The following is a 15,832-nucleotide window of genomic DNA, read 5'->3' as shown; positions in this document are numbered from 1 at the left end:
CCTGACAAACCTGTACAAGGACTCCACCACACATGCGACTTCGAAACCTTGGCTTCGCTTCACTGCTATCGTTGCTGTCTTTTCAAGCGCTCGCTGATGACAAAGGCTTATATCTTGGCGCTGGCGTAAGCAGCATACAGACCGACGAATCCAGACTGGACGACGACGACACCAGCTACAAGGTTTATGCCGGGTATCGCGTCAACAGCTACCTGGCCTTCGAGGGGGCCTACGTCGATCTCGGTCAATTCAAGGACAAGGATGTCGATTTCGAAGGCAAATCGGCTCAGGCTGCCGCCCATGTCGGCTTTCCGCTGGGCGATCGGATGCGGGTATTCGGCAGTGTCGGTGCTCACGCCTGGGACGCCGACGGCAATGCCACCGACGACGATACCGGGGTTGACCTGACCTACGGTGTCGGTCTGGAGGTCGATGTCTTTCGCAACATCGGCCTGCGCGCTGAATACGAAGTTCTGGAAGTCGGAGAGATCAACCTGAACCAGACGACCGCATCCGCCTACATGCTTTTCTGACACTGCTACAACTGAGCGGCCTTGCGGTCGCTCAGCACTCGATCATGGTGCGAACTCCCTTTCAGGCGTAATCAGGATTCCTTCGGTTCCTGCGCGGGGGCCGGGTACCACTTGTCCCTGGGCACCCATTTCTCCTGTTGCGGATCGCCCAGGTAGTGCGGCGACATGATCTGCACGCCGTACTCGTTGAACACATCCTGGATGTTGGCGTGCAGCATGCTCAGCAGCACCGCGCGCGGCCGAGGCTGACTGGGAATGGCCTGGGCCACCAGCCGGTATTCCGGGTAGAAGTCCGACAATGCGGTCTGGAACACTTGGGCCGGCGGCACCTCGAGTACCCCCGGCGTGCGTTTTGCGGCCTCCAGCAACATCGCCTCCACCTGCCGCCACGGCGTGTCGTAGCCGATGGTCACGACGGTGTCGACCACATAGCCGGGGCCTTGTACCACCCGCGAGTAATTCTTGGTGACGGTGCCGGTGATCATCGAGTTGGGCAGGGTCAGCACCTCGCCCAGGCCGGTGCGAATGCTAGTGGTAAACATGCCCAGTTCGGTCACCGTGCCTTCGTAGTCGCCAATGCGCACAAATTCGCCGGGGCGCAGGGTTCGGGTGTAGGTCAGGATCAACCCCGCCGCCGCCTGGCCCACCACGCTGGTGGCGCCCAGGGAAATCATCAGGCCGATCAATACCGACAAGCCTTTGAATGCATCGGTGCCAGCACCCGGCAGGTACGGATAGGCCATGGCCAGGGCAAACAGCCAGATCGCCAGGGACGTCAGGCGTTGGGTCGGTTGCAGGGTTTCATGGTTCAGCCAGCTCAGGGTTCCCGGTACAGCCATGCGCCGCAGTATCCGCCGCATGAATGCGGTTGCACCGCGGGCGATAAAGAAGATCGCCAGCGCCACGCCCAGCCCGGGTATGGCACCGACGATCCCTTGCAGCAGATAGTCGCCGAGCTCCAGCAGATAGTTGTTGAGGCTTTCGCCCCAGGGACGGGTATAGGGAAAGCGCGACAGGACAAAGCCCAGCCATTCGTAGGTCAGCAGCAACACGACGATCCAGCGCACCAGCTCCAGCAGGCGGCTGGCTAGCGGATACAGGTAATTGGCGTCGACCAGCGGAACCTTTCCGACTTTCAGGGCCTGGGTGTGCCGATGCATCAGTTCGGGCAATTTCTTCAGCACTCTGCGCCGCAGGTACGACATGCCGAATAGCAGCCCGATGTAAACGCCGGTGGCGATCAACGCGGCAACTACAGAGCGCAGGATCAATTGCAGGCTGCGGGCTTCCCGGGTTTCGGCCACGACCTGGCGCAGCTTGCCAGCCGCGGCTTCGGCGGCCTGCTGTACCGAGTCGTATTCGGTCTCGTCGAAGTCCTTGGGCGAAACGATAAAGGCGCGCCGGCTACCCAGCAGCACCATGTAGCTTTTCATGATCGGGTCGATGGTGACATTAAGGTCGTCCGTATCATCCAGCGCCTCAGCGATCACCGCTTTCGCCCGTTTGACCCGCGAGGCCGGGGCTTCACCGAGGATGGTCGCGCGAAACACCATGATGCTGCGGTTGGCCACTTTCAATTCAATGGGAGCATCAACCACTTTCAGTGCATCCTCGGCCCACAGCTGCACCGAACAAAACATCCCGAAAACAGTAAACATTACAGCGAGCAGCCTGCTCCGCATGTGTCGGATCCTTACGTCACGAAATTCAGATCGAGGGTACGTATCGCAGCGTAGTTCACCGATGAACGGTTGTCAGATTTGAGCCACAGGCAGTTTCCTTACCCGTCTGTTTCCTTGAAACAGCGAGCTCAAGCCCCAGAAGTTGTGCTCTTGACCGGATTCTCGAAACATTGAAGTTCCCTGTGGGAGCGAGCCTGCTCGCTCCCACAGGTTGAGATCTGCTCAGGTGGATCAAGCTGACCCGGTACCCGGTTCAGCGTTGATTCAAGGGTTGACCTGGTAACCCTTGCCCTGCAAACAACTGCTGTAGGCCGACGCAGTGTTCGTTTGCGTGGTTTTCGCATCCGAACGGCGTTCCTGACGCTGGCGCGAACCACCGACAACCATACCGGCCGCGGCGGTTTCCTTGGCGCGGTCCTGGCGGACGTTCTGTTTCACGTCACTGTCGACACGATCATCAAACTCATCGTGCTGATTACTGCGCACACCAGACGCCACGGCGCCGGCAGCAGCCCCCGCGGCCGCCCCTTTGACCCGCCCGCCCGATGGCGTCGAAGACGTCGATGCAGCCTGACTGTTGGCAATGCTCTGGCATTCGGACATATCTGCCTGCGTTTGTTGCGAACTTTGCCCTTTCATCGGCACCACCGATTGCGCCCATAGCGGGGCACTCAAAACCGACAAGGCGAGACACAGACTGATGGGTGACAATTTTTTCATGATGACCTCCGGATGAACGTGGTTCACCCCCAACAGGAGTTTAGATCAGCCCCCGTCAGCCACCCGGTTACTGACCGGCGGTGGGCTCGATCTCCATCACCAGTCGGTCGTCGGCCCAACGCACCGGCACGGCCTCCAGTTGCGCGCCTTTACACGGGCCGTCGATGCAGTGCCCGTCGTCATAACGAAACATCGCGCTGTGATGGGCGCACATCAGGACCTTGCCCCGATAAGTGCAGAACTGCTGCGGATTGAAGTCCAGCGGCACCGAGAAATGCGGGCAGCGGTTGACGTACACCCACACCTGTTCGCCCTGACGCACCGCCACCAGCCCGGCGGGATGCAATTGCTGGTGCTGCGGCAATCCCAACGCCCCGCCGTCGGCGATGTCATCGAGTCGGCACAAGGTAATGCCGGTCATGGAAAACCACGCAGTTCAGGGTTGCCCAGGCTCCAGTGCCATGGGCGAATCTGAATGCTGGCGAACAGGCCCGCCTGCACGTAGGGGTCGTCCTGCATGAACGCTTCCACCTCCGGCAGGCTGCCCGCCTCAATGACCAGCAACGTGCCAGTCATCGACGCGCCCGCATCGTCAAGAATCGGACCGCCGAGACGCACGACGACCCGATGGTCCCCGGTGGCACGCAAATGCGCCTGGTGACTGGGCCGCAGACGCTGGCGCAGCGCCTGACTATCCGAATGATCAGTGGCAAATACCGCAAAGAACTGGCCCATGATTCACGCGGATTCCATGACAAATTCATAACACGCGCGTTTGAACGGCACTTCCATACCTAGCCTGGCGGACACATCGTCGTGGGTGTTCAGGTCTTCATAGATCACCTGCAACGACTGTTTCACCCCAAACACGGCGTCGGACGCCAGGTACGGATCATCGTGATTGAACAGGTGCGTCACCAGTTTGCGATAGCCCGGCACATCAATCATGAAATGCAGGTGCGCTGGCCGCCATGCATGGCGGTTGGCAGCGTCGAGCATGCGCCCCACCGGGCCATCGGTCGGTATCGGGTAAGCCACCGGGACAATGGTGCGAATCGCGAAGCAGCCATCCGCGTCGGTTCGATAGCGCCCGCGCAAGTTGCCGAAAGGCTGTTCGGTGTCCTGGCCGGAATACATGCCGTTTTCAGCGGTCTGCCAGACGTCCAGCACCGCACCGGCCAGTGCATTGCCGTGAGTATCGACCACGCGCCCGCGCACCAGCGCCGTTTCGCCGGCGGTGAAGGCCATGTTTTCGCCGAATTCGCGATCCGGCATGCCATCGATGTAGAACGGCCCGAACACCGTGGTCTCGGTCGCCATCGCGCTGTGCCGATGGTTGATCGCATCGACCAGCATCGAAATGCCCAGAGTGTCCGACAGCAGAATGAATTCCTGGCGCACCAGGCCATCGCATTTGTGCCCGGTGTCGGTCAGAAAACCAATGCCTTCGAACCATTCCTGTTCGGTCAATTCGACTTCACTGACAAACGCATGCAGGTGGCGCACCAGGCTTTGCATGATCTGTCTGTAACGCGCGTTGGGCGCGTCGTTGAAGCTGTTCACTGCCTGTTGGGAGATCAGTGACTCCATGGCTTTGTCTTGATCGGTCATTGTTGTTATTCCGACGAGGATAAGAGTGGCTGGCAGATCAGGCTGGGGCCTGACCTGTCAGAGCCCGGTTCAACAACGCCTCAATCGGGCCTTGTTCAAACGGCCGCGGATTGTAGTAAGGGCTGGCGCAGGCGATTTGCGCGGCTTCGGCCGGGCCGTTTGCCGGAAAGCCGATATCTGCCAGGGCCAGTGGAATGCCCAGCTTCTGGTTCAGTGCGTACAGCAAGGCGCCGACCTCACTCGCCTCGCTCCCGCCCAATGCCCGTGCAGCCCGCTGCAATGGCCCCGCCGCCGCTTCGCGGTTGTAATGCGCGGCGTGGGGCAAGACGATGGCGTGCGCCTGGGCATGGGGCAGATTGAACGTGCCACCCAGGGTGTGGCAGAGCTTGTGGTGCAAGGCCATGCCGACCGAGCCCAGACAAATGCCCGCCAGCCACGCGCCATACAATGCCTGGCTGCGCGCCTCGGGGTCATCGGGATGGTTGACCACGCCCAGCAAGGCCTGCGCCAGCGAGCGAATCGACTCTTCGGCCATGAAGCCGATGATCGGGTTGGCGTCCTGGGCGTACAGCGCCTCGACCGCGTGGGCCATGGCGTTCATGCCAGAGCACGCGGAGATTTGCGATGGCAGGGTCAAGGTCAATTGCGGGTCGTAAATCACGGTCTTGGGCAAAACCCGGATATCACGCCCGGTTTTTTTCAGGCGGTTTTCGGTCAAGCCATAGATCGGTGTCATCTCGGAACCGGCATAGGTGGTCGGCACTGCCACGATGGGCAGACCGGAATCCATGGCAATCGCCTTGCCCAGGCCGATGGTCGAGCCACCGCCAATGGCCACGCAGCAATCGGCATCCAGCCGCGCCGCCTCGATGCGCGCCGCTTGCGCCACCTCCAGCGGAACGTGCATCACGGCCTTCGAATAAACACCGGCGGCACGATAACCGAGCAATGCGGCGACCTGTTCGCCGAGCCCATGCTGTTCCGGTGTGGTGAGGATCAGCGCACGCCGGGCGCCCAGCCGCTCGATTTCTTCCGCCAGCGCCGATAGCTTGCCCCAGCCGAACACCACACGGGTCGGCAGGCTTTGGTAAACAAAAGGATTCATGGCTGGCCTCAGCGCTTGTAATACGCAGGAATGTTGGCGTCGACGTTGACCCAGACCGAACGGGCTTCGGTGTAATCATGGATCGCTTCGAAACCCATTTCCCGGCCATAGCCGGACTGACCGACACCGCCAAACGGACTGCCCGGGTTGACCCGTTTGTAGCAGTTGATCCAGCACATGCCGGCGTGAATCGCGTCGGCCATTTTGTGCGCGCGGCTCAGGTTCTGCGTCCACAGGCCGCTGCCCAGTCCGTATTCGGAGTCGTTGGCGATGGTCAGGGCTTCTTCGTCGGTGCTGAAGCGCACCACGGTCACGAACGGGCCGAAGACTTCCTCCTGGCAAACGCGGTCACCGGGCTTGGCCTCGACCACCGTCGGCTCGATGTAAAATCCATTGGCCAACGCCCGGTCGTCCGGTGCCTTACCGCCGGCGAGAACCTTGCCGCCCTGCTCGATGGCGATGTCGATATACGTCATCACCCGGTCGCGGTGCAGCGCCGAAGTCAGCGGGCCCATTTCGGTGTCCGGGTCCAACGGGTCGCCCAATCGGATAGATTTGGCCAGGGCGATGAAGCGTTCAAGGAATTGGTCGGCGATGTCTTTGTGCAGAATCAGCCGCGAGCCGGCGATGCAGGCCTGGCCCTGGTTGTGAAAGATCGCCCAGGCCGCGCCGTTGACCGCTGCTTCCAGGTTGGCGTCCTCGAACACGATATTGGCGCCCTTGCCGCCCAGTTCCAGCTGAATGCGCTTGAGGTTGCTTTGGGAGGCTTCGACAATCCGGCGCCCGGTGGCGGTCGAACCGGTAAAGGCAATCTTGCCCACATCGAGGTGTTCGGCCAGCGCTTGCCCGGCGGTATGGCCGTAGCCCGGCACCACGTTGACCACACCTTTGGGGAAGCCGACTTCGCTCATCAGCTCGACGATGCGCAAGGTCGACAACGGAGTGATTTCCGATGGCTTGATCACGATGGTGTTGCCCGCTGCCAGCGCCGGGCCCATTTTCCAGCTGGTGAACATCAGCGGGAAGTTCCACGGCACGATCTGCCCCACCACGCCAATCGGCTTGCGTTGCACATAGTTGAGGAACCCCGCTTCGACCGGAATCACCGAGCCTTCGATCTTGTCGGCCATGCCGCCGAAATAACGGAAGCACGCCGCCGTGCGCGGCACGTCGAGGCCACGGGAGTCGCGGATCGGGTGCCCGGTATTGAGGGATTCGAGCTGCGCCAGTTCTTCGCCGCACTCTTCGATCTTGTCTGCCAGTTTAAGCAACAGGCGTCCGCGTTCGGCGGCGCCCAAGGCAGACCAGGCCGGGAACGCACGTTTGGCGGCGGCGACAGCGAGGTCGATGTCAGCGGATTCGGCGGCAGCGATGCGGGTGATCAAAGAACCGTCGTGGGGCGATACCACGTCAATGGTGCCGCCAGCGACCGCGTCCACGAAACGGCCATCGATATAGAGCTGATTTTGCATAATGGTTTCCTCGCACCGCGCGGCTAGCGCAGTGTTTGACGAAGTGATTCTTGAGCGCTTTGCCCGGCGCGAGGCCGGGCCGGACACGAAGTCCTAGAACTCGATCGGATACGGCTTGAGCTCGCCGCTTTCGTAGCGTTGCGGCAGGTTCGGCGTGGCGTTTTCCCAGACCATCAGCATCGAGCGCTTGGTCGAGTAACCCTGGTGACGGATGTCGGCGGGCATGGCGCAGATGTCGCCGGCACGCATGGTGATGCGCGCACGGGGATTGCCATCGTCCTTGTCGCCGACGTCCCAGATGATCTCGTCGGACATTTGCAAGAACCACTCGATACGGTCGTTGCCGTGGAACACCGGCAGGATGAATTCCTCGGTGGTCGGGCAGAACAGGCTGGCCTTGCACACCGAGGTCACCGACGGGTTCCAGGTCACGTCGGAGCGCGACAGGTACTTGAACAGGTTGAAGGCATGCAACTCACCTTCGAAGCCTTCGGCGGCGTGGACTTCAGGTTCGTCCTGCGGCACGTCGATGAACTGGCGGTTGACCGGCAGGTCGTCGCGCAGCGGCGAGTCATCCTTCAGGCCCGGCATGCGTTTGGTGGCGATGCGGGAGCGCTCGATGGCTTCGATGTTGTTGCCGTTCTTGCGACCGAATGCGCTGCCGGTTTCTTCCGGGGCGGCGAAGGGGTCGAAGGTGGCGTTGGTCCAGTCGCGCAGGATGGCCTTGAAGGTGGCCATGATCAGCGGCGTTTCGAAGTTTTCGGTGTAGTTGACCCCGGCCGCCTTGAGCGTGCCGTTGAAGGTGCCGGCATACAGGTCGACCTTGCCGTAGTAGTTGCGGGTGCCGATGACGTGGTCAAAGTTGACCCAGCCATAGAAAAAGCCCCAGGCCACGTCGCGCATCATGGCGCGCAGGAAGGCGTCGACCGGAATCAGGTGCGAGCGGGTCTGGCCTTTGGCCGGCCAGGTGATGCGAGCGAAATACTCGTCACGCGACAGTTCAAAGGCGCCGAGTTTGAATGAGCAGTAGCCGGTGACGGCGTGGGGCGCGCTGGCCTGGACTTCATTGTCGGCAAAATGCGCGGTGTCGGCAGCGGTTTCAAGCATGGCCATGGCGGGATTCCTCTTGTTCTTTTGGATTGGGCGGTCAGATACGGCAGATCACTTGAAGCAGATGTCTGCCCATTTCTCGACCGACAACGGGCCTTTGATGGTCTGCTGCAGAATCACGCCCGGGCGGCTGGCCTCGAAGCGATAAGCCGTGCCGAGCGGCAACAGGCACTGATGACCGCGCTTGAGCAACACGTAGCCCATCGGTTTGCCCGCCGGCATTTCACCGGCCAGGTGCGTGCCCTCGCCGGCTTTCAACGGCGCATCGAGCTTGAGGAAGTCCACGCGAACTTCACCGTCCATGACGATGGCAAACTCGTCGTGCGCGGCGGTGTACCAGGGCGACTGGCCTTCGGCGCGCAGGGTTTCGACGACGTAGCCGAGGTTGAAACCGACCACGACCTTTTCATAAGGGCTGGAATGATCGGCCACTTCGAAAATGTTGGAAAAGGCGTAGTGGCTGGCCTGGCCGCTGATGATTTCCACCGAGCCTTTGGTGTAGTTGTCCAGCGAGCCGAAGACCGTTTCGATTGCAGCGCTACTCATGGTTTTCACCGTTTTGTTGTTGTAGTAACAGTGAGCCAACAGTACGTCGCACCCGCTCTGCGAACAATTAGAGGACCGGCGACAACAGTGTTTGCGAAACGCAAACACTGTAGGAGCGAGCTTGCTCGCGAAAAAATCAGGCACACCGCGTTTAACCTGGATGCCCGCGTCATTGTTGACAGGCAGGCCATGTACCGCTCAACGAACCCAGCCACGCTCCAGCAAGGGCTTGTCCCAGCATGGCTCATCGCCGAAGTTGTCCACCAGAAAGTCGATCAACGTACGCACTTTCAAGGCCCGGCGCTGGGTGGCGGGATACACCGCCGAGAAGTTGAACGAGGACAACGCATACTCCGGCAATACCGGAATCAGCCGGCCGCTGAGCAAGTCATCGCTGGCCACCAGGGTCGGCAGGCAGACAATGCACACACCGGTCTGCGCGTAATCGCGCAGCAAATGCACCGAGTTGGAGCGCACCTGGCCCGGCAGGCTCAGTTCCACTTGCTCGTCTTCGCGGGTGAAGATCCAGCGGTTGCGCGACGGATAGCCTTCGTACAAGGCAATCTTGTGTTGCAACAACTCCTGGGGATGGCTGGGCACGCCGAACTCGTCGGCGTAATCAGGCGACATGCAGAACAATCGACGCACGCTGAACAGCTTGCGCTCGATCAGGGTTTCGGCCATCGGCGGGAACATCTGGAACGCCACATCGAAGCCTTCTTCGATGGGGTCCACCACCCGATCATTGACGATCACGTCCACTTCGATGTCCGGGTACAAGCGCGTGAACTCGGCCAGCATGCGGCCGAAGTGACCGATGGCGAACCCGGGCAACATCTGCACGCGCAATTTGCCGGTGGGCTTGGCCCGCAGCTCGCGCATGTGTTCGGTCAGCGAGTTGAAGCCCGCGACCATGTCGGCGCATTCCTTGTAGTACGTCTCGCCCACTTCGGAGAGCCGTACATGACGGGTGCTGCGATGAAACAGCGGCGCGCTGATGAACTGTTCCAGTTGCTGGATGCGGTGGGTGATCACCGAGCGAGTCACGCCCAGTTGCTGGGCCGCCTTGGCGAAGTTGCCGGTTTCGGCCACCCGCACAAAGGCTTCGACACTGAGTAAACGATCCATGGGCAGGTTCTCTGGATGCTTTTGTTCTTATAGGAACAGCGAGGTTAGCCTGTCGGCACCTCGCACTCCAGATCCCGGGCGAAAACCTGCTTGTAGGAGCGAGCTTGCTCCTACATGAGATCAACGATTGAGCCAAGGGTAACGCGCGGTATCCTGGTTGCCGTAGTCAGGGTCCAGGTAGATGAAGCAGCGCTGGATCTTGAAGTCGCGAATTTCGAACACGTCGGCCCAGTAACCGGCACCGGCGGGTGTCGGTACGCCGGCGCGCCAGTGGCCGTCGACGTGTTCACCGAAACTGGTGCCTTCACAGACCAGTGTATCGGTGCCCGTGAGGATCCAGTTGAAGTGTGCGTAGTCGTGAGTGATCGACTTCAAGCGGCCGCCCAGGTCGGTGAACATCTGACCGATCTGTTCACGACCGGTGGCCAGCCCCCACTTCGGGAACAGTACCTGCGCGTCGTCGGCGAACAGGTCGAGAATGCTGCCACCGGTGGAGGTGATGCCACCGTTGTCGAAGGCTTTGAGGTATTCAAGGGCAACGGATTTGCGTTGTTCGTCGGTCATCGTCAGGGTGCTGATCATGGCTGTCTCCGGATCGTTATGAGCGTGTTATTAACAGGGGGCTGTCAGTGCAGCGACTTGATGTACGTGATGATCTTCTGGCGTTTGGCCGGGTCGCCCTGGGAATAGACCATTGCACTGCCCGGCGCGACGGCCTGGGTGTCGGACAGCCAGGCTTCAAGCGTTTGCTCGTCCCAGACCTTGCCGGACATGGCTTTGCTATAGCCGTCGCTGTAGGTGAAGTTCGACTCGCTGGCGGCCTTGCGACCGATCAGCCCGAACAGGTTCGGCCCCTGCCCCGGCGGCCCGCCCTTGTCGAAGGTGTGGCAGACCGCGCAATGGTTGGTCGCCAGTTTTTGCGCGAGTTCAAGATCGTCGGCCTGAGCAACGCCAGCCAGGCCGAAACTGGCTGCCAGCATCAACAGGACCGGGGCTTTCCGCGGGAAATGACTCATAGTGTTGTTCTCATGCAATCACCGATTAAGGCATCGACGGGCCGCGCGTGAAGGCGGCCCGGGCTTGATTCAGATGCGGCTCGCCTCTTTGTGCGCCTGGTTCGCTGCGCGATAGGCAAAGGCGATGATCGGGCCGAGTGTCGAACCGCCAGCCCAGTAGGCACGACCGGAGGCAGACGCCACGCAGTTGCCGACACCGTACAAACCCGGGATCGGCGCATTCGCGTTATTGAGCACCTGCCCGACGGAGTTGGTCTTCGGACCACCCTTGGTGTCGAGGTTGCCGCCAGTAATCAACGCCGCGTAGTACGGACCTTTCGCGGCCAACGGGTACATCGTCAGGTTACCGGTGCGGTCGGGTTTGACCGGGCCGGTGAAGACGCCCTGGATCGCCAGCTCACCACGATGCAAGTCCAGATCCTTGCCCTTCTTCGCCAGCTCGTTGAAGCGCTTGAGCGTGGCCTTGAGGCTGAGATTGAAATCCGCACTGAGCTTCAGGCCGCCAATGTCGGAAGCATGTTTATCGAGTCGCGCCGCGATGTTCGTCGCCAGTTCTTCGAGGGTTTCACCACGGACCACATGGCGGTCATTGCCGCCCTTGGGCACGATGGGCGAACCGTATTCGTCGCTTGCGCAGTTGTCCTGGGCCTGCTGGTCCCAGATCGAGAACATCACCAGGTTCGGGTATTCGGCTTTGTCGCCATCCCACTGGAAGAAGGTCGGGACCATTTCGTTGTAGACGGTTTTTTCATTGACGATTCGCTTGCCGTACTTGTTCACCATCAACATCGAATCACCGTTCATGGTGAAGATGCCGGACATCGAACCGTCCTTGGCCAAGGCTTTTTCCAAAAGAATCGGACAGGACCATGCGTAGTTCATGTTGCGCAATTGCACGCCCAAGTCGCTTGAGATGCGGATGAAATCGCCTTCGTTGGTCAGTGCCGCGCAGCCGCCGTAGACCGGAGCGTTGAGGAAGTTGCGGCGCAATTCCGGATCGTGGGTGAAGCCGCCGGTGGCGAAAATCACGGCTTTGCGAGCCTTGACCCGTTCACGCGTGCCCTCTTCGGTTTCGACTTCGACGCCCGTGGCCTCGCCCTTGCTGTTCATGATCACTTTGACCACGCGTTCGCCGGTGCGGATCTGCACACCGTCACGCTTGGCGGCGGCGGTCAGCGTGCGGATCGCCACACGACCGCCGTCGGACATGCTCGGCCGCGCTTCCTTGGGCACCAGTACACGACCCTTCCTGGCTTTGTCTTCGGGCAGCTCGGACCAGTAGTCCGGCACGTCCGGGCAATGCCGATACGGCAGCGCGTCGCGTTCGGCCAACAGTTCGGCGGCGGGCGAGGCGCTCTCGTAGATGGCTTCGCACATCTCGTACTCCCAATCCGACAGGCCGAGTTTTGGCAAGGAAGCGTCATAGGATTGCGGGCGTGTCAGACGAGCGACATAGCGCATGTAATCGGCTTTTTCATCGACCATGCCGGCGTCGCGCATCGGCTTGTTATTCGGCACCCAGTACCAGAACGCTGCTTTGGCCGCGGTGCCTCCAGGGCTCCCGGCCTTTTCCAGGATGACCACGTCGTTGCCCAGCCAACGGGAGAACAACGCGGTCGGCAAGCCACTGCCGCCACCGCCGACCACGACAATGTCGTGCTCCCGATCAAAGGGCAGCTCATCACTGGCCATCGCCCGCCCGGCCACGCCCGACAGTGCGGCGACAGCGGTACCGGCGGCACTGGCCTTGATGAAATTGCGGCGCGACAGTTCATGTTTTTGCTTTTCTTCATTCATTTTTATTCTCCGGAAAAAGTAACGGCCTCAACACCACGGAACGGCAGGCCACAGGACGCAGGCAGGCGTCGATGACTCACCAGTAGTGCCAGAACTGCACAAACAAGCCGTCCGTGACCGTGGTGTTGCGCCCTTCCACGCCTTTGGAATAGTGGATGGACACCTGGTCCCACATTTTCTGGTTGAACACCTTCTGAACGCCGGGTTTGAGTTGAAACAGCACGCCGGCGCCCAGCGCGGTTTCGTTGGAGTCAGAGAAGTCGATATCGTTGTTGTCGCGATCCTTGGTGCTGAAGGTTTTCTGGTAGTCAGCACTGACGAAAGGCGTGATCTGGTACGTCGGGCGATCAACGATTTTGTAGCCCAGGCGCAGGTTGGCATGCCCAGTGTCGCCAGGGTCGGTGTGATGCGGGCCTTCGCCGCGGATGATGGCGCCGACCAGCAAGTCGATGTTCACCTTGCCCAGCCATTCGTTGTAGAACAACGAAGGCCACAGGGCGTAGGTGTCGCTGCTGACCGAGTCCGCACCGGTGGGCAGTTGCACATAGGCCTGCATGCCGATGGTGCGCAGCGGTGTCGGGTTGTACCAGACCAGGCCACCAACCAGAGGATCGCCGAACCCGCTGACCCGCGTGCCGTTGCCGCGAATCGCAATTTCCGGGAGGGTGATACTGGCGATGAAACCGGTATTGGGCAGCCCGTCCATCTTCCAGTAGTGGAGTAACGACGTCAGGCCAACGTAGGTGTCAGTCTTGCTGCCGGCGACCTTGTTGCCATGATCGTCGAAGCGTTTGCGGTCATCGTTGTATTCGAATTCCTGACCGACCGAGTTATAGGGCTCGGTGAAGTCCGAACTGAACTGGAAGCTTTGCGGCCTGTTGCTCGCAAAAGGAATGCCCGACGCTTGCGCCTTGTCGGTTGGAAAAAAKCAAGTGCCCAAGGCACATAGCCCGAGACCTGCCATATTCATCGCGAGACTGTGTCCAGCTCTCATGAACGTACTCCGGATATTGTTATTGTTTTTTGTGCGCAATGATCGGCATTCCATTGAGCTACGGGCGAACGATAAGGCGCGGCCTACTACGCAACAATTGCGAAGTCAGCGACTTGTGTGTTCGTGATTTGCAAACAGCAGGGACGGAGAAAAACGCGTACGGAGTCAGTCATTGAAAACCGCCGTCCCTGGCGGTACTCGCCTGTCGCTGGTCTTGCATTACTTCTTGCTGTGAACCGTCAGGCGCCGCTGCATGGGGAAAACCTGCCAGCCCAGGTGTTCGCTGATCAGTCCCCACACCCCTTGCGGGGCCTTGAGCATCATCACCACCGCGACCACGCCGAGGATGATCATGTACACCGCACCGTACTGCGCCAGGCAACCGCGCAACACGAAGTAAATCAGCGTGCCAATCAACGGTCCTTCCAGGGTGCCGATACCGCCGATGATCACGATAAAAATCACCACGGCAGTCCAGTCCTGCAGGTTGAACGCGGCGTCCGGGGAAATGCGCAGCTTTTGCAGGAAGATCAGCGCCCCGACCACACCTGTGCAACCGGCGGCCAGTACATAGACCATCAACTTGGTACAGAACGTATCCACCCCGAGGCTGCCGGACGCTGGTTCAGAATCACGAATCGATGCCAGTGCCAGGCCCTGACGCGAGCGCAGCAGAAAAAACACGACGGCAACGGCGGCAATGGCGATGGCCAGCGCGGTGAAATAGATCAGCGTTTCGCGTCCGTCCCGGTCATTGCCGATCTGCCGCACAATCGCCGCCGGCAGGCTTTGCCCGGAACCGCCACCGAGGCTGCTCATCTGCGCCAGGCCCAATCGAAAGACCTCCGCCACCACCCAGGTACCGATGGCGAAGTAGGCGCCACGCAGACGAAACACGATCAGCGCCGTGGGAATCGCCAGCAACGCCACCAACACGCCTGCAAGCAGCACCGCGATCAAGGGCGGTACACCGAATTGGCTCGCCAGCATAAACAGCAGATAGCCGCCCAAACCGACGAAGGCCTGCTGCCCTACCGAAACCATGCCGGCGTAGCCCGCCAGCAGGTTCCACATTTGCGCCAACGCCAGGTAATAGGCGAACTCCACCACCAGACGCAGGCTCGCCCGGTCGGCCCACAAGGGTGCACTGAGCAAGATCAATACACACAGGCCCAGCAACGACAGGCCGATGGTGCTGCTGGTGGTCGTGCGTTGTACACGAAACCTAAGGGCTGGGTTGTTCAAGGCATTCATCAGTCGACACTCCGGGGAAACAGGCCACGCGGGCGCACGACCAGGATCAGCAGAAACACAAGATGACCGGCGAGGATTTGCCAACCGGGATCGATTTTCGCGCCCAGGGTTTGTGCAACACCGAGAATCACCCCGCCCGCCAACGTGCCCCACAGGCTGCCCAGGCCACCGATGATCACCGCTTCGAAACCGTACAGCAGGCGCGCCGGCCCCACGGTGGGGTCGAAGCTGGTGCGAATCGCCAGGAATACCCCGGCAATCGACACCACCGCCATCGCCAGCGCCATGGCCAGGCCGAAGATGTGCGCGTTATTGACGCCCATCAGCCGCGCGGTGTGCTGGTCATCGGACGTGGCGCGAAACGCCCGGCCCAACGAGGTTTTGTAGAACAGCAGCTGCAGGCCGCCGATGATCAGCAACGCACTGCCAAACACGATCAGCGGCATCACCCCTACGCTCAAGCTGCCGAAGCCGACACTGGCAACCTCAAGATCGCCCTGGGAGAGCTTCTGGCTATCGGCGCTGAAAAACTCCAGCAATACGTTTTGCACGATGATCGACAGGCCGAACGTCACCAGCAACGGCGGCAGGATGTCTGAGCCCAGCGTGCGGTTGAGCAACAGCCGTTGCAGCAGATAGCCGAAACAGAACATCAGCGGCACCACGATCAGCAGACTCGCCAGCGGGCTGAACCCCAGATGATTGACCACCAACAGCGCCAGGTACGACGCCAGCACGATGAAGTCGCCATGGGCGATATTGACCAGGCGCATGATGCCGAACATCAGCGACAGCCCCACCGCGAACATCGCGTACAGGCCACCGAGCAACATGCCTTGAAGCAAAGTATTGAGCCATTCCATC

At 60.6% G+C, this 15,832-nt stretch carries 17 protein-coding genes; 1 reads left to right on the top strand and 16 read right to left on the bottom strand.

What is annotated here, in order from left to right; translation table 11 throughout:
- The first annotated feature begins 32 nt into the window (after positions 1-32).
- Positions 33-533, top strand: a complete 501-nt coding sequence (locus tag AC1DVE_RS23205) for an outer membrane beta-barrel protein (RefSeq protein ID WP_223455857.1) — start codon at positions 33-35, stop codon at positions 531-533.
- 71 nt (positions 534-604) lie between these two features.
- Here AC1DVE_RS23205 and AC1DVE_RS23200 read toward each other — a convergent pair whose 3' ends face one another.
- The 16 genes from AC1DVE_RS23200 to AC1DVE_RS23125 form a co-directional block, all read right to left on the bottom strand.
- On the bottom strand, positions 605-2,215 hold the full coding sequence (locus AC1DVE_RS23200) for a mechanosensitive ion channel family protein (protein WP_477784244.1): 1,611 nt from the start codon (positions 2,213-2,215) through the stop codon (positions 605-607).
- Between the two features lie 264 nt (positions 2,216-2,479).
- On the bottom strand, positions 2,480-2,935 hold the full coding sequence (locus AC1DVE_RS23195) for a hypothetical protein (protein ID WP_477784243.1): 456 nt from the start codon (positions 2,933-2,935) through the stop codon (positions 2,480-2,482).
- Between the two features lie 67 nt (positions 2,936-3,002).
- Positions 3,003-3,356, bottom strand: a complete 354-nt coding sequence (locus tag AC1DVE_RS23190; protein ID WP_223461248.1) for a Rieske (2Fe-2S) protein — start codon at positions 3,354-3,356, stop codon at positions 3,003-3,005.
- Complete coding sequence (locus AC1DVE_RS23185; protein ID WP_223461247.1) at positions 3,353-3,670, bottom strand: YciI family protein; 318 nt, start codon at positions 3,668-3,670, stop codon at positions 3,353-3,355. Before AC1DVE_RS23185 ends, AC1DVE_RS23190 begins: the two co-directional genes overlap by 4 nt.
- A 3-nt stretch (positions 3,671-3,673) precedes the next feature.
- Positions 3,674-4,546, bottom strand: a complete 873-nt coding sequence (locus AC1DVE_RS23180) for a dioxygenase family protein (protein WP_223461245.1) — start codon at positions 4,544-4,546, stop codon at positions 3,674-3,676.
- Between the two features lie 37 nt (positions 4,547-4,583).
- A complete protein-coding gene (locus tag AC1DVE_RS23175) occupies positions 4,584-5,651 on the bottom strand; it encodes a maleylacetate reductase (protein WP_477784242.1) in 1,068 nt (355 codons plus the stop codon).
- Positions 5,652-5,659: 8 nt separating this feature from the next.
- Positions 5,660-7,123: an aldehyde dehydrogenase family protein gene (locus tag AC1DVE_RS23170; RefSeq protein ID WP_223461242.1), complete on the bottom strand. Its 1,464-nt coding sequence runs from the start codon at positions 7,121-7,123 to the stop codon at positions 5,660-5,662.
- Positions 7,124-7,216: 93 nt separating this feature from the next.
- Complete coding sequence (locus tag AC1DVE_RS23165; RefSeq protein WP_223461240.1) at positions 7,217-8,236, bottom strand: hydroxyquinol 1,2-dioxygenase; 1,020 nt, start codon at positions 8,234-8,236, stop codon at positions 7,217-7,219.
- A 48-nt stretch (positions 8,237-8,284) separates the two neighbouring features.
- Entirely contained in the window at positions 8,285-8,779 is a 495-nt protein-coding gene (locus tag AC1DVE_RS23160; protein ID WP_223461239.1) for a cupin domain-containing protein, read from the bottom strand.
- 198 nt (positions 8,780-8,977) lie between these two features.
- Complete coding sequence (locus tag AC1DVE_RS23155; RefSeq protein ID WP_223461236.1) at positions 8,978-9,907, bottom strand: LysR family transcriptional regulator; 930 nt, start codon at positions 9,905-9,907, stop codon at positions 8,978-8,980.
- A gap of 120 nt (positions 9,908-10,027) precedes the next feature.
- A complete protein-coding gene (locus AC1DVE_RS23150; RefSeq protein WP_223461235.1) occupies positions 10,028-10,489 on the bottom strand; it encodes a nuclear transport factor 2 family protein in 462 nt (153 codons plus the stop codon).
- A 44-nt stretch (positions 10,490-10,533) separates the two neighbouring features.
- On the bottom strand, positions 10,534-10,923 hold the full coding sequence (locus tag AC1DVE_RS23145) for a c-type cytochrome (RefSeq protein ID WP_223461233.1): 390 nt from the start codon (positions 10,921-10,923) through the stop codon (positions 10,534-10,536).
- Positions 10,924-10,992: 69 nt separating this feature from the next.
- On the bottom strand, positions 10,993-12,720 hold the full coding sequence (locus AC1DVE_RS23140) for an FAD-dependent oxidoreductase (protein ID WP_223533674.1): 1,728 nt from the start codon (positions 12,718-12,720) through the stop codon (positions 10,993-10,995).
- Between the two features lie 76 nt (positions 12,721-12,796).
- On the bottom strand, positions 12,797-13,714 hold the full coding sequence (locus tag AC1DVE_RS23135; protein WP_477784241.1) for a transporter: 918 nt from the start codon (positions 13,712-13,714) through the stop codon (positions 12,797-12,799).
- Between the two features lie 219 nt (positions 13,715-13,933).
- A complete protein-coding gene (locus AC1DVE_RS23130; RefSeq protein ID WP_223533673.1) occupies positions 13,934-14,968 on the bottom strand; it encodes a branched-chain amino acid ABC transporter permease in 1,035 nt (344 codons plus the stop codon).
- Positions 14,968-15,831 carry a branched-chain amino acid ABC transporter permease gene (locus AC1DVE_RS23125; protein WP_223533672.1) on the bottom strand — a complete coding sequence of 288 codons (864 nt, stop codon included), beginning with the start codon at positions 15,829-15,831 and terminating at the stop codon, positions 14,968-14,970. Before AC1DVE_RS23125 ends, AC1DVE_RS23130 begins: the two co-directional genes overlap by 1 nt.
- Position 15,832: the final 1 nt, after the last annotated feature.

The sequence above is a fragment of the Pseudomonas sp. P4_B4 genome (assembly GCF_056402255.1).
This window is presented reverse-complemented; position numbering and strand designations above follow the sequence as displayed.

Bases quoted from the DNA above. Each gene is read 5' to 3' on its own strand.
- AC1DVE_RS23205 (WP_223455857.1), top strand. From the start codon at position 33: ATGCGACTTCGAAACCTTGGCTTCGCTTCACTGCTATCGTTGCTGTCT.
- AC1DVE_RS23200 (WP_477784244.1), bottom strand. From the start codon at position 2,215: ATGCGGAGCAGGCTGCTCGCTGTAATGTTTACTGTTTTCGGGATGTTT.
- AC1DVE_RS23195 (WP_477784243.1), bottom strand. From the start codon at position 2,935: ATGAAAAAATTGTCACCCATCAGTCTGTGTCTCGCCTTGTCGGTTTTG.
- AC1DVE_RS23190 (WP_223461248.1), bottom strand. From the start codon at position 3,356: ATGACCGGCATTACCTTGTGCCGACTCGATGACATCGCCGACGGCGGG.
- AC1DVE_RS23185 (WP_223461247.1), bottom strand. From the start codon at position 3,670: ATGGGCCAGTTCTTTGCGGTATTTGCCACTGATCATTCGGATAGTCAG.
- AC1DVE_RS23180 (WP_223461245.1), bottom strand. From the start codon at position 4,546: ATGACCGATCAAGACAAAGCCATGGAGTCACTGATCTCCCAACAGGCA.
- AC1DVE_RS23175 (WP_477784242.1), bottom strand. From the start codon at position 5,651: ATGAATCCTTTTGTTTACCAAAGCCTGCCGACCCGTGTGGTGTTCGGC.
- AC1DVE_RS23170 (WP_223461242.1), bottom strand. From the start codon at position 7,123: ATGCAAAATCAGCTCTATATCGATGGCCGTTTCGTGGACGCGGTCGCT.
- AC1DVE_RS23165 (WP_223461240.1), bottom strand. From the start codon at position 8,236: ATGGCCATGCTTGAAACCGCTGCCGACACCGCGCATTTTGCCGACAAT.
- AC1DVE_RS23160 (WP_223461239.1), bottom strand. From the start codon at position 8,779: ATGAGTAGCGCTGCAATCGAAACGGTCTTCGGCTCGCTGGACAACTAC.
- AC1DVE_RS23155 (WP_223461236.1), bottom strand. From the start codon at position 9,907: ATGGATCGTTTACTCAGTGTCGAAGCCTTTGTGCGGGTGGCCGAAACC.
- AC1DVE_RS23150 (WP_223461235.1), bottom strand. From the start codon at position 10,489: ATGATCAGCACCCTGACGATGACCGACGAACAACGCAAATCCGTTGCC.
- AC1DVE_RS23145 (WP_223461233.1), bottom strand. From the start codon at position 10,923: ATGAGTCATTTCCCGCGGAAAGCCCCGGTCCTGTTGATGCTGGCAGCC.
- AC1DVE_RS23140 (WP_223533674.1), bottom strand. From the start codon at position 12,720: ATGAATGAAGAAAAGCAAAAACATGAACTGTCGCGCCGCAATTTCATC.
- AC1DVE_RS23130 (WP_223533673.1), bottom strand. From the start codon at position 14,968: ATGAATGCCTTGAACAACCCAGCCCTTAGGTTTCGTGTACAACGCACG.
- AC1DVE_RS23125 (WP_223533672.1), bottom strand. From the start codon at position 15,831: ATGGAATGGCTCAATACTTTGCTTCAAGGCATGTTGCTCGGTGGCCTG.